Here is a 12,772-nt window from a genome sequence, read left to right as displayed (position 1 = left end):
GTCGTCTACTCGGGCCGGGGCAGTCCGCGGAGCGTGGCCCGGGCCTCCGCCATGACCCGGTCGACGAGCTCTGCGCAGGACGGGAGATCGTCGATCAGACCGGCGACCTGACCTGAGGCCATCACACCGAGGTCGGTCCTGCCCTCGACCATCGACGCCCTGAGCAGCATGGGGGTGTTGGCGGCCAGCAGGACCTGACTCCACGTCAACTCCTTGCCGTGCCGCATGGCCAGACCGTCGCGGACCATCCGCGCCCAGCTCATGCCCGACAGCGCTTTGAAGGACGCCGCGTGCCGTACGGCGCGCAGCAGCGCGCCGGCCCGGCCGGAGCGTTCGAGGGAGTCGACCAGCTCGGTGCGCAGCATCCGGTGGGGGAGTCCGTCGACCTTGGTCGTGACGGTGACGTCGTCCACCGTGGCCGCCAGGTAGCGGGCCTTGACCGCGTCGGGGACCGTGCTGTCGGAAGTGAGCAGGAAGCGGGTGCCCATGGCGATCCCGGCGGCACCGTGGGCGAGCGCGGCGACCAGGCCGCGGCCGTCGTGGAAGCCGCCGGCCGCGACGACCGGGATGCCGACCGCGTCGACCACCTGGGGGAGCAGGACGGTGGTGGCGACCTTCCCGGTGTGCCCCCCGCCCTCCCCGCCCTGCACCACCACCGCGTCGGCGCCCCACGCGGCGACCTTCTCGGCGTGCCGCCGGGAACCGATGGACGGGATGACGACCACGCCGGCGTCCTTCAGCCGGGCGATCAGCTCCCGGGAGGGCGCGAGCGCGAACGAGGCGACCCGCACCCCCTCCTCGATGATGATCCGCACCCGCTCGGCGGCGTCCGAGGCGTCCGCCCGCAGATTGACCCCGAAGGGCGCGCCGGTACGGGACTTGACCTCGCGGACGGCAGCGCGCAACTGCTCGGTCGTCATGGTGGCCGAGGCGAGGATCCCGAGCGCGCCCGCGTCGGCGGTGGCCGACACCAGACGGGGGCCGGCCACCCAGCCCATGCCGGTCTGCACGATGGGGTGCCGCACACCGACGAGCTCGGTCAGCGGGGTGGCGATCGTGATGTCGCTCACGCGGGCACCTCGCGCTCGCGCAGCGCCGTCGGGTCGATGACCTCGCGGATCAGCCGCAGTTCTCCGGGGGTGGGGTCCCGGGTGTACGGCACCTCGTCCGGGACCGTGAGCGCGAAGCCGGTGGCCTCGGCGACCTGGCCGACCGTGACCCCGGGGTGCAGTGAGCGCAGCCGCATCGTCCGGTCGGGCGTCCGGAAGTCGAGGACGCCCAGGTCGCTCACGACCTCCGCGATGCGGTGGTACCGGGACGCGGAGGGACCGGCCGCCGCGGCACGGTCGTGGCCCACACCGCACACCATGTCCACCCGCTCGACGAACACCCGCTTCGAGTGCCGTGGCACCCAGTAACTGGTCGGATTGTTGAGGGTGTTGGCGGGGGCGCCGCGCACGCCCAGCAGCTGGCGGGTGGGGCGGGCCCAGTCGCCGATGCAGGAGATGTTCTGGTTGCCGTACCGGTCGAGCTGGCTCGCGCCCATCATCACGTGCCGCCGCCCGGTCGCGACCAGCGCCAGGTGCTGCCGGAACGGCAGCCAGCCCTCGACCACCCCGGCCCTGGCACCGACCGCCGGGACGTCACCGATCAGCAGCGCCTCGCCGTCGGTCAGCAGCAGGTCGGGGGAGAACGTCAGCTTCGCCAGCCGGGCCCCGATCGTCGGGACGGTGCCCATCGGGCTCGCCAGTATCTCCCCCGCGTCCCGCCAGACCTCGGCGCAGGCCACCACGCAGTACTCGGCGCGCGTCGCCTCCGTCGTCGTACGGGTGTCACTCATGCGCCTGCCTCCTCCTCGTGGAACGCCGCCACCGCGGCCTGGTACGCCTCCTCGTCCCCGGACAGGAACCGCCCGGCGAAGGCCCGCCAGGTCTCCGGGTCGCGGGCGGCCCGCGCGTAGGCCCGCTGGAACGCCTCGTCACGGTCGTGGTCGGGGACGCAGGAGGTGAAGTGGGCGCCGTTCGGTGTCTCCACGACACCGTTCACGAAGGCGCGCTTGACCAGCAGGGTCTGCGGCCCGGCGTCCTTGAGCAGGTCGGCGCTGTCCACGATCCGCTCGCAGGAGACGTAGGCGGCGTCGGCGGCCTCGCAGAACAGGTCGTCGAAGTAGGGATCGGGGCCGAGGTACTGGGCGTTGCCGTGCACGTCCGCCCGGTTGAGGTGCACCAGCGCGGCGTCCAGGCGCAGGGCCGGGACGGCGACGAGCTCCTCGCCGTCCTCGTACGGCGAACGCACCGTCCGCAGGCCGGGGTTGACCCTCATCACGTCGGATCCGAGACCGGCCCGGACCGGCATGAAGGGCAGCCGGTGCGCGGCCGCCGTCAGTCCCCACATGAACATGGCCTCGTCCAGCTCCACCAGTTCCAGCGCGCCCCGCTGCCGGGCCGCCGTGAAATGCGGCTCGAGGGGGATGGAGTCGAGGGTGGCGAAGGCCGCGACCAGCGTGCGGATCCTGCCCGCGGCGGCGAGCAGGCCGACGTCCGGGCCGCCGTAGGAGACGACGGTCAGGTCGGTGACGTCCGAGCGCAGCAGCGCCCGCACCAGTGCCATCGGCTTGCGCCGCGAACCCCAGCCGCCGATGCCGATCGTCATGCCGCTGTCCAGCCGGCCGACGACCTCCTCGGCGGTCATCGTCTTGTCCCTGCTCACGACTGCTGCTCCCGGTCCGTGCCGATGGCTTCGCGGCCCTTGCCGAAGGTGTCGCGGACCCGGTCGGCGACACCGCTGAGGTTGGCCTCGAAGGTGAAGCCCTGCTCGAAGCGGTAGCTGCGGCGCACGTCGACCGGGTCGATGCCGTTGATCGCCGCCTTGGCCAGGCGGATCAGGGACCCGTCCTTGGCGGCGATCTCCCGGGCCAACTCCCGTGCGGCCGTGTGGAGTTGTTCGCGCGGGACCACCCGCCACACCGAGCCGTGCCGGTGCAGCTCCTCGGCGGAGACGGTGCGCGAGGTGTAGTACAGGGTCCGCATCAGGTGCTGGGGCACCAGCCGGGCGAGATGGGTGGCCGCGCCGAGGGCGCCACGGTCCAGCTCGGGCAGGCCGAAGACGGCGTCGTCGGCGGCGACGATCGCGTCGGCGTTCCCGGCCAGCCCGATGCCGCCGCCCAGACAGAAGCCCTGTACGGCGGCGACCACCGGGACCTCGCAGTCGTACACGGCGGCGAACGCCTCGGAGCAGCCGCGGTTGGCGCCGAGGAGGGCCTCGTGCCCGGCCGTGCGCTGCATCTCCTTGATGTCGACACCCGCGTTGAAGCCGCGGCCCTCGGCGGTGAGCACCACGCACCGGACCTTCGGGTCGGCGCCGGCGGCGCGCACACAGGCGGCCAGTTCGTACCAGCCGCGCACGGGAAGGGCGTTGACCGGCGGGAAGTCCACGGTGACGACGGCGACGCCTTCTTCGGGGACGGAGGTGGAGACACCCATGAGCAGATCAGCTACCTTTCCACCAAACGTTTGTTAGGCGAGAAGGTAGCAGCGGAGTGCGCGCTGCGGGAGGTGTCCTTTGGCGGCGGTCATCGATCTCACCGGACGCGTCACGGTGGTCACCGGCGGAACCCGGGGCGTCGGCGCCGGCATCGCCCGGGCATTCCTCGAGGCCGGCGCGGACGTCGTGACCTGCGCGCGCCGGCCCCCGGACGAGCCGCTCGAAGCGGCCGGCCGCACGGCCCGCTTCCTCTCCGTCGACCTGCGCGACGCCGACGCGGTCGGCGCCTTCTTCGCGCGTGTGCGGGGCGAGTACGGACGCCTCGACACCCTCGTCAACAACGCCGGAGGCACCCCCTTCCGGGTGCTCGGCGAGGGCGGAGCGGGACGGCACGCCCGGGTCCTGGAGCTGAACCTCCTGGCGCCCCTCACCGCCTCACTCGCCGCCTACGAGGTGATGCGCGGTCAGCAGGGCGGCGGATCGATCGTGATGATCGGCAGCGTCAGCGGGACCCGACCCTCACCCGGCACCGCGGCGTACGGCGCGGCCAAGGCCGGCCTGGACCACCTCGCCCGCTCCATGGCCGTGGAATGGGCGCCGCGGGTGCGGGTGAACACGGTCGTCCCGGGCATGGTCCGCACCGAACTGTCGCACCTGCACTACGGGGACGAGGACGGCATCGCCGCCGTCGGCCGCACCGTCCCGCTCGGCCGACTCGCCGCGCCCGCCGACATCGGCGACGCCTGTGTCTTCCTCGCCTCCGACCGGGCCTCCTACATCAGCGGGGCGAGCCTGCACGTCCATGGCGGAGGAGAGCGCCCCGCCTTCCTCGACGCGGCAAGTGTCAACAAGTGACGGGCTCTTGGACACCCACGAGAGGACTCTTCCCATGACCGGACTGTGCACCGGACGCGTGGCCGTGATCACCGGTGCGGGCCGCGGCCTGGGCCGCGCCCACGCCCTCGCCTTCGCCGCAGAGGGAGCCAAGGTCGTCGTCAACGACCTCGGCGTGGGCCTCGACGGCACCGGCGGGACCGCCGGACCGGCTCAGCAGGTCGTCGACGAGATCCGCGCGCTCGGCGGTGAGGCGGTCGCGCACGGAGGCGACATCGCCACCGCCGAGGGCGCCGCCTCCCTCGTCGCCACCGCGCTGGACACCTACGGCCGCCTGGACACGCTGGTCAACAACGCCGGATTCCTGCGGGACCGCATGCTCGTCAACCTCGACGAGGACGCCTGGGACGCGGTCGTGCGCGTCCACCTCAAGGGCCACTTCCTGCCGCTGAGGCACGCCGCCGCGCACTGGCGTGCCGAGTCGAAGGCGGGCCGCGTGCCCGAGGCCCGGGTGATCAACACCAGCTCCGGAGCCGGGCTGTCGGGCAGCGTGGGCCAGGGCAACTACTCCACCGCCAAGGCCGGGATCGTCGGCCTGACCCTCGTCGCCGCCGCCGAACTGGGCCGCTACGGCGTCCAGGTCAACGCCATCGCCCCGGCCGCCCGGACCCGGATGACCGAGCGGACCTTCGCCGGGACCATGGCCGCCCCCGAGGACGGCGGCTTCGACGCGATGGCCCCCGAGAACGTCTCCCCGCTCGTGGTCTGGCTCGGCTCCGCCGCCTGCACGGGGGTCACGGGCCGGGTCTTCGAGTCCGAGGGCGGCCGCATCACCGTCATGGAGGGCTGGCGCCCGGGCCCCACCGCCGACAAGGGCGCCCGCTGGACCCCGGCGGAGGCGGGCGAGGCAACCCTGAAACTGCTCGCCGAGGCGGAGACGCCGCAGCCGGTCCATGGCGCACGGTAACTCCCGAGGGGTTGTCAGCGGCCCGCACCGGTACGGGAGATCCCGCGGCGCCACCGGTGCGTGCGGTCCGTGGTCCCGGTTCGGCGTCGGCATGAGTACCTGGCCGCGGGGTACCGGGCCCCCTCGGCACCGGGAAGTCGGCGCCGTAAGGGCCGTGACCAGCTGGACGGCCGAGGAGGCGGCACCGCTGTCGTCGGCAGCCACCACGACGAGCGTCGGTAGGCCGTCATCGGCCAGTACGTCGTGCGGCGCGCCGCCCCTCCTGGAGGGCGCGCCGCACGCGTGGTGGGCCCGGGCGCGCCTAGCCGAGGGTGAAGTCGTCGGCGTGGACGTCGGACTGGCCGTACCAGCCGTGGACGTAGACGGTGACGGTTCCGCTGCTGCCCGTGGTGAAGGTGACGGTCAGCTGGTTCCAGCTCGTGCTGTTCGACCACGTGCCGGCGGTGGCGCCGCCGCTGACCCCGATGTAGGCGTAGGGGCCCTGCACCCAACCGGTGAGCGTGTAGGTGTGGTTGGGGGACAGGGTGACGGTCTGGTCGCATTCGCCGGTGCTGCTGGAGCTCGGGGTGACCTGGAGGGCGTGGCTGCCGCTGTGGACCGGGCTGGAGACCACCGAGCTGCCGCCCGTGCAGGTCCAGGGGCTCGGGCTGCCGGTTTCGAAGCCGGCGTTGGTCAGTGAGCCCCCGCCGCCACCTCCGCCTCCGCCGCCACCGGAGGTGACGGTGAGCGTGTAGGTCGCGCTGTGGCTGCCTCCCGCCGCGGTCCCGGTGACCGTGATCGGGTAGGTGCCCGCGGCGACGGAGGAGCCGACCGTCGCCGTCAGCGTCGAGGTGCCGCCGGACGTCACGGAGCCGGGGCTGAAGGAGACGCCGACGCCGGAGGGCGCGCCGGAGGCGGAGAGGCTGACGGACTCGGCGCTGCCGGAGGTGACGGCCGTGGCGACGGTCGCGGTCGCGGAACCACCCTGGGCGACCGAGGCGGAGCCCGGTGACAGGGACAGGGAGAAGTCGCTCGTCGTGCCTCCGCCCCCACCGCCCGAGCTGCCCTCGTACGGCACGAAAGCGTCCGTGAAGGCGAGGCTGTTCTGGCTGATCTCGCTGCACGTGGGCAGCGAGTTGGCGCTCCCGCTGCACGGCTGGTCCCGGGTGACGGCCCAGAAGGCGAGCCGTCCGACGCCGTTCTGCGCGGCGAAGTTCTCCACGGTGCGGGCGTCGGCCAGGGTGAACGTCGAGCCGTCGTCGTTCTTGCCGATCATCGGGGTGATCCCGAGGTTGGCGTAGGTGTAACCGGAGTCGACGGACTGCATCTGCGCCAGCGTGGCCCTGGCCGCGTCGACCGCGCCCTGGCCCATCTCGGTGCCCGTGCCCGCGTAGTAGTCCATGGCCATGATGTTGACCACGTCGATCCTGATGCCCGCGTTCTTGGCGGCCTTGAGGATGTTGACGCCGTCGTTGGTCAGGCCGCTGGTCAGTACCGGCAGGGTCATGGAGAACTGCAGGCCGGGGTTGGACGCCTTGAGGTCCTTCATCGCCTGCATCTGGCGGGCCGCTGCCGCGGTGTCCGCGACGGCGGCGCCCTCGACGTCGAAGTCGAGTCGGGTGACGCCGTAGTCGTTGACGAGCGCCTGGTATCCGGCGTCGATGCTGCTCTGGGTGGAGCAGGTCCAGGCGAGCGGCTCGCCGCTCGCCCCGCCGGAGGAGATGATGACGGACGCGCCCTCGGACTTCGCCCTGGCCATCTCGGGGTCGGTGTAGGAGTCGTTGCCGATGGGGAGGGTGTCGCCCCAGATCTGGTTGCAGCCTTCGCCGAGCACGAACGCCGCGGTGTAGGCCTTGAGTTGGTGTCCGGTGATGGCGGTGTCGAGGAGTCCCTCCTGACTGTTGGACATGTCGACGTAGGGAGCCACGGAGTAGACGCTGCTCGCCGCCGCCGCGGCGCTGTCGGCCGGTGCCAGAGCCACGGCGGCGCCGGTGGCCGCGAGCGCGAGCGCGCAGGCGGAAGACGCAAGTCTTGCCAGGTGCATGACAGTGCCCCTTCTGGGGATGCCTCGGGCGTGGAGTGGTGGGGTGGTGCCGTGCGAGCCGAGTTGGTACATACCAAAGCGCCGGTGGGTCTCCTCGTCAAGAGGACTAGACCAACTCGGTCCCACCGGATTTCCGAGGCCCGGCTGTGTACGGAGTGCGGGGCGAGGGCTGGTCGCGCGCGGGCGGTATTAGGCTGGGGGACCGTGTAACCGGCACGTCGAGTGACCGCGCCGGGCTCGAGCTTCAGGGAGTGACCGATGACCGTGGGAACCGAGCGGGCCGTCCTGGCAGGCGGTTGTTTCTGGGGCATGCAGGATCTGGTCCGCAAACAGCCGGGCGTGGTGTCCACGCGCGTCGGCTACAGCGGCGGCGACACGCCGAACGCCACGTACCGCGACCACGGCGACCACGCCGAGGCCATCGAGATCCTCTTCGATCCCACGGTGACGAGCTACCGCGACATCCTGGAGTTCTTCTTCCAGATCCACGACCCGACCACGCGCGACCGCCAGGGCAACGACATCGGGCGCAGCTACCGGTCCGCCATCTTCTACGGCGACGAGGAACAGCACCGTGTCGCCGTGGACACGATCGCGGACGTCGAGGCGAGCGGGCTGTGGCCGGGGAAGGTGGTCACGGAGGTGGAGCCCGTGGGCGACTTCTGGGAGGCGGAGCCCGAGCACCAGGACTACCTGGAGCGCTACCCCAACGGCTACACCTGCCACTTCCCGCGACCGAACTGGAAGCTGCCGAAGCGGCAGTCGTCCACGACGGACTGAGCCGGGGCGGGGCGACACCGAGGGCGAGCGCGAGCCCGCCCCACGGGGGACATGTCTTCGTGGCTTTCCGACTTGCAGACAAGGACACGTTCGCGGCACTGCGGGACCGGCTCGCCGATGCGGCCCGCGACGGGGACTGGCGGACCGCTTCGGGAGGTGCTCGACGAGCATCCGGCCCGGATCAACTCCGCGCGCCTGGAGGGCCGTGGCGGTGACGCGCCCCTGCACCGGGCCGCATGGCACGGCGCGTCCGCCGACACGGTCGGGCGGCTGCTGGAGTACGGCGGCTGGCGGACACTGAGGGCTGCCGACGGCACCCGTGCCGTGGACATCGCAGCCCAACGCCGGCACCAGAACCTCACCGCTCTACTCCGCCCGGACCTCGGACACCCCCTGCCACCCGGCGAGACCGCCCGGCTCCAGGAACACCTGCACCGCCTCATCCGGCGCCGAGCGGGCCTGGACAGCTCAGCGGTCGCGGGCTGACCGTGGACAGCTGGATCCGTGTCGTCGGCGGCTCGGAGCGGACCGATCGGGTCACCGTCGGCGGGGTGTGGTTCCAGGAGGGGGCAGCTCTGACCCGCCGAGCCGAGCGACCGGCATGACCTGTCCGCATCCGGGGGTGGTGTGGATCACTGGGCGGGCGGCGCACCACTGCCGTGGTGGTCGGCGTGCCCAGGGCTCCCCGGATCGCCGTGTGCGGTTCGTCTCCGGAGCTCAGGTCGGCTGATGCCCGTCCTCGGGAGCCGGAGGCAGCGCGAGGTGGGCCAGGTCGTCCGGCCGGGGTGTGGTCACCGGCCACAGGGGAGCGGCTTCCCCGTCCGCGAGCGCGGCAGGCGCGTCGGTGAGGTTCATCCGCTCGCGCAGCCGGCCGTAGAAGTCCATCGGGCCCAGCCGGACCGCCTTCAGCCGGCGCGGTGCGGCGTACACGCCGATCCAGTCACCGGGGCTCAGTACACCGCGCAGCTGGCCGTCGATGCTGACGGCGGCCTGGCCCGACCGTTCGAGGATCCTGAGCGCGATGGCCTCGTCGGGGGCGGCCACGACCGAGCGGTTGAACACCATGTGCGGGGCGACCGGCGTGAAGACCAGGCCCTCCGCACGCGGCGAGACCACCGGGCCGCCCGCGGCGAAGCTGTACGCGGTGGAGCCCGTGGGCGTGGCCACCAGCAGCGCGTCGGCGGAGTAGCTGGCCAGGAGCCGGCCGGCCAGATAGACGCCGACCGACACCTGCCGGTCCCTGGCGAGCTTCTCCACGACGACGTCGTTGAGCGCGGTGACGTCGAGCGCGACGCCCCATTCACCACCGACCTCGCACTCCGCCCGCACCCGGGGCGGCGGCAGCATGGGCCCACGGCCGTACCGCACCAGCGCCTCCATCTGCGCGGGCACCTCCAGCCGGCAGGACGCCCGCATGGTGAGGAGCATCCGGCTCTCCACGGTGATCCGCTCGGAGCGGACCGCGTCCAGCGCCGCGCGCACCGCCGAGGCCGGGACCTCGGTGAGGAAGCCGACGCGCCCGAGGTCGACGCCGAGGACCAGGGCGTCGTTCGCGGCCGCCAGCCGGGCGCCGCGCAGAAAGGTGCCGTCCCCGCCGAGGGTGACGATGAGGTCGGGATCGCCCGCCGCGTCGACCTCTTCCCGGGCACTGTGCCGCGCCCCTTCCTGCCACACGTCGATGTCGGCGCATCTCACGGCGTGCTCCGTGCACCACTCGCGCACCACGCGCGCGGTGGCCAAGGCCTCGGCGCGGCCGCCGTGCACCACCAGGCCGATACGGTTCACCGTCATACCCACCTCCCAGCCGGCTGCTCCCGCCCGCCATCCTCACCGCGGACCGCTCCGCCGCCGCACGCGCCACGCCGCCGGAAGACGTCGATGAACGCGCTTGCCGAGGTCGGCGCGCAGGATGTCGTACAGGGCGCGCAGCAGGGGCGAGGAGGGGGTGTGCTCCGGAACGAGGCGGAAGAAGGACGAACCCCCCCGGAACCCGACGGCCCCGCCCCCGTGACCAGCGGCGATCTCCCTCATCCTGCCCGTCGTTGTAAAGACGGCGAAACGGCGGAGTAATGGCGCGGCGCGACCCTTCCCTGCAACGCCCCGGGATCCACCGGGGTGGACCGCAGGAAGAGGGAGCAGCCGTGACGGAGACCGTCGACCAGCAGGCGCCACCGGCCCCGCCGTCCTCGCCGGGCGGCCGGACGTACAACGGGTGGGCCCGGAAGGACACCCTGGAGGACTACTCGCTGCGCTACGCGCCCAAGTCCTTCCGCCGCTGGACGCCGTACGTCGTGGCCACCACGGCCCTCGGCGGCATCGCCTATCTCGCGGACTTCGCCATCGGCGGCTCGATCGCCGTCTCCCACGGCTTCTCCAGCGCCATGGTGGCGATCCTGACCGCGGCGGTGGTCATCTTCCTCACCGGCATCCCGATCTCGTACTACTCGGCGAAGTACTCCATCGACATGGACCTGCTGACCCGGGGCGCCGGATTCGGCTATCTGGGCTCGACGCTGACCTCGGTGATCTACGCGAGCTTCACCTTCATCTTCTTCGCCCTCGAAGGCTCGATCATGGCGCAGGCCCTCGAACTGGGCCTGCACATACCGCTGCCCGTGGGCTACCTCGTCTGCTCGCTGATCATCCTGCCGCTCGTCGTGTACGGCATGACCGCGCTGTCGAAGATGCAGGTGTGGACCCAGCCCGTCTGGCTGGTGCTGATGGTCGCGCCGTTCGTGTCCATCGCGATCCAGGAGCCGGGAAAATTCGCGGAGTTCACGCACTTCGCGGGTGACTCGCCCACCGGATCGAGCATCAGCGTGCTCGGGGTCGGGGCGGGCGCGGGCGTCGCCCTGTCACTGATCGCGCAGATCGGGGAGCAGGTCGACTATCTGCGCTTCATGCCCGACCGGACGGCCGGCAACGGCCGGCAGTGGTGGGCCGCGGTCCTCGGCGCCGGACCCGGCTGGGTGGTGCTGGGCGCGCTCAAGCAGATCGGCGGCGCCTTCCTCGCCTTCTTCATCGCGTCAAGCGTGGGACTGGCCAAGGCCAACGAGCCGATCCAGCAGTACGTCCACGGGTTCGGGACCTTCGCCGCGCCCGTCGCCCTGGGACTGGCCACGTTCTTCGTCATCCTGTCCCAGATAAAGATCAACTCGACGAACGCGTACTCCGGTTCGCTGTCCTGGTCGAACTTCTTCTCCCGACTGACCCACCGTCACCCCGGCCGCGTCGTCTACATCTTCCTCAACGTCGGCATCGCCCTCGCCCTGATGGAGGGCGGCGTCTTCGGCTTTCTCAACACCGTCCTCGGGTTCTACTCCAACGTGGCGATCGCCTGGATCGGCGCGGTCGTCGCCGACCTGGTCGTCAACAAGCCGCTGAAGCTCAGCCCGTCGTACATCGAGTTCAAGCGGGCCCATCTCCACCACTTCAACCCGGTCGGTTTCGGCTCCATGCTGATCGCGTCGGCGGTGTCCATCGCCGCGTACTTCGACGCCTTCGGCGCCTACGGCAAGGCGTTCTCGCCCTTCGTCGCGCTGTTCCTGGCCATGGTGCTCTCGCCGCTGTTCGCCGTGCTGACCAAGGGCAGGTACTACATCGCCCGCGCGGACGCCCTGGACGAGCCGCTGCTCGGACCCGACGGGCTGCCCTCGGCGGCCACCCTGACCTGCTCGGTGTGCGCGACCGGCTTCGAACGGCCCGACATGGCCGGCTGCCCCTTCCACGGGGGCGCGATCTGTTCGCTGTGCTGCAGCCTGGAGAAGGACTGCCACGACACGTGCAAGTCCGCGCAGGCTGCGGAGGGCCCGGTCGAACTGGGCGTGCCCACGGTCCGCGCCGTGGACTGAGGCAGGGCACACGACATGCGTGCGGCGGCCGGTGCCCCGGCCGCCGCACGCATGTCGCCCGGTCACTCGTTCCGGAAGACCGCCTTGCTCACCTCGGCCGGGTTCTGGAACCGCTTCTTCCCGAGGTGGTCGATCCGGTCGGTGATCTCCTTGGACGCGTGGGGCTCCCCCAGGCGGTGAGAAGGTGCTGGGTCCGTACGCCGGCGCCGCATACTGCGCGGGGACCGGTCAGGTCCCCGTCGCCCGGCAGCGGATTCATGGATTCTCCCCGGTCATGGGAGGCGGGAGGGACGGGTACTCGGTGTCTTCGACAACCGGCACGGACGCGTGTGGGAGGCCCCGACGAGCGAGAGCACCCCGTCGCAGGCCGAGGGCGAGCGGGAGCCGGGCGTCGCGGACCGAGCAGCCGCCGCGTACGACTCCGTCCCAGGCGGAGGGCGAGGACACCGCGGACGAGAACGCCGGGGAAGGCGACGAACGAGGAGGCGCCATGAGCACGGCACACACCAGCGTCCCCGAGGTGCTGGCGGCGCTGAAGGACGTGTCGTACCCGGCCGACAAGGAACGCCTGGTCACGGCCGCGCGGCAGGCGGGCGCGTCGGACGAGGTCGTCAAGGCCCTGCGCGGCATCCCCGCCGAGCAGTACACGGGCCGCGACGACGTGGCGAGGTCGGTACGGGTCGACCCGGACTCGGACCTCGGCCGCACCGCGGCACAGCGCGCGGAACAGGCGCGCGAGGGTGGGAAGCCCGGCCTCTCCCAGCACCTGCGGGAGGAGCCGAGGACATCGATCCAGGAGGAGTTCGACCGCTGAACCACGAGTATCGCCGGGGC

The 12,772-nt window shown here is 71.9% G+C and carries 13 protein-coding genes; 6 read left to right on the top strand and 7 right to left on the bottom strand.

Features of this window, described 5'->3' with window-relative positions; translation table 11 throughout:
• Window positions 1-5: 5 nt before the first annotated feature.
• Genes ABT288_RS08500 through ABT288_RS08485 form a run of 4 tightly spaced genes read right to left on the bottom strand, consistent with a single transcriptional unit; the run spans window position 6 to window position 3,482 of the window.
• Window positions 6-1,055: an NAD(P)H-dependent flavin oxidoreductase gene (locus ABT288_RS08500; RefSeq protein WP_351604185.1), complete on the bottom strand. Its 1,050-nt coding sequence runs from the start codon at window positions 1,053-1,055 to the stop codon at window positions 6-8.
• Window positions 1,056-1,066: 11 nt separating this feature from the next.
• The gene (locus ABT288_RS08495; RefSeq protein ID WP_351604112.1) at window positions 1,067-1,840 is read right to left on the bottom strand and encodes a CoA-transferase subunit beta; all 774 of its coding nucleotides are present in this window, start codon (window positions 1,838-1,840) and stop codon (window positions 1,067-1,069) included.
• Complete coding sequence (locus tag ABT288_RS08490; protein WP_351604183.1) at window positions 1,837-2,691, bottom strand: CoA transferase subunit A; 855 nt, start codon at window positions 2,689-2,691, stop codon at window positions 1,837-1,839. The genes ABT288_RS08495 and ABT288_RS08490 overlap by 4 nt, the downstream gene beginning before the upstream one ends.
• A 14-nt stretch (window positions 2,692-2,705) precedes the next feature.
• Window positions 2,706-3,482, bottom strand: a complete 777-nt coding sequence (locus tag ABT288_RS08485) for an enoyl-CoA hydratase family protein (RefSeq protein WP_351604110.1) — start codon at window positions 3,480-3,482, stop codon at window positions 2,706-2,708.
• Between the two features lie 79 nt (window positions 3,483-3,561).
• Between ABT288_RS08485 and ABT288_RS08480 the strand changes: the two genes are divergently transcribed.
• Window positions 3,562-4,338, top strand: coding sequence for an SDR family oxidoreductase (locus ABT288_RS08480; RefSeq protein WP_351604108.1), 777 nt, complete (start codon window positions 3,562-3,564; stop codon window positions 4,336-4,338).
• Window positions 4,339-4,372: 34 nt separating this feature from the next.
• Window positions 4,373-5,284 (top strand): SDR family oxidoreductase, encoded by a 912-nt coding sequence (locus tag ABT288_RS08475; protein ID WP_351604106.1) that lies wholly within the window; start codon window positions 4,373-4,375, stop codon window positions 5,282-5,284.
• Between the two features lie 301 nt (window positions 5,285-5,585).
• On the opposite strand, the gene ABT288_RS08470 is transcribed toward ABT288_RS08475, so the two are convergent.
• Window positions 5,586-7,307, bottom strand: coding sequence for a carbohydrate binding domain-containing protein (locus ABT288_RS08470; protein WP_351604104.1), 1,722 nt, complete (start codon window positions 7,305-7,307; stop codon window positions 5,586-5,588).
• A gap of 258 nt (window positions 7,308-7,565) precedes the next feature.
• Between ABT288_RS08470 and msrA the strand changes: the two genes are divergently transcribed.
• Window positions 7,566-8,087 carry a peptide-methionine (S)-S-oxide reductase MsrA gene (gene msrA, locus ABT288_RS08465; RefSeq protein WP_351604102.1) on the top strand — a complete coding sequence of 174 codons (522 nt, stop codon included), beginning with the start codon at window positions 7,566-7,568 and terminating at the stop codon, window positions 8,085-8,087.
• Between the two features lie 156 nt (window positions 8,088-8,243).
• Complete coding sequence (locus tag ABT288_RS08460) at window positions 8,244-8,573, top strand: ankyrin repeat domain-containing protein (RefSeq protein WP_351604100.1); 330 nt, start codon at window positions 8,244-8,246, stop codon at window positions 8,571-8,573.
• A 231-nt stretch (window positions 8,574-8,804) separates the two neighbouring features.
• Here the strand turns inward: ABT288_RS08460 and ABT288_RS08455 are convergent, their stop codons facing one another.
• The gene (locus tag ABT288_RS08455; RefSeq protein ID WP_351604098.1) at window positions 8,805-9,878 is read right to left on the bottom strand and encodes an NAD(+)/NADH kinase; all 1,074 of its coding nucleotides are present in this window, start codon (window positions 9,876-9,878) and stop codon (window positions 8,805-8,807) included.
• A 36-nt stretch (window positions 9,879-9,914) separates the two neighbouring features.
• Entirely contained in the window at window positions 9,915-10,118 is a 204-nt protein-coding gene (locus ABT288_RS08450; protein WP_351604096.1) for a hypothetical protein, read from the bottom strand.
• Between the two features lie 110 nt (window positions 10,119-10,228).
• On the opposite strand from ABT288_RS08450, the gene ABT288_RS08445 reads away from it, so the two are divergent.
• Together ABT288_RS08445 and ABT288_RS08440 are read left to right on the top strand one after the other, a co-directional pair.
• The gene (locus ABT288_RS08445) at window positions 10,229-11,938 is read left to right on the top strand and encodes a purine-cytosine permease family protein (RefSeq protein ID WP_351604094.1); all 1,710 of its coding nucleotides are present in this window, start codon (window positions 10,229-10,231) and stop codon (window positions 11,936-11,938) included.
• 490 nt (window positions 11,939-12,428) lie between these two features.
• A complete protein-coding gene (locus ABT288_RS08440; RefSeq protein WP_351604093.1) occupies window positions 12,429-12,752 on the top strand; it encodes a DUF2795 domain-containing protein in 324 nt (107 codons plus the stop codon).
• The last annotated feature ends 20 nt before the right edge of the window (window positions 12,753-12,772 follow it).

The organism is Streptomyces sp. NPDC001093 (assembly GCF_040298985.1).
Taxonomy (GTDB): domain Bacteria; phylum Actinomycetota; class Actinomycetes; order Streptomycetales; family Streptomycetaceae; genus Streptomyces.
Note: the sequence above shows the minus strand (reverse complement) of the source record. Positions and strands in the feature narration are given on the sequence as shown.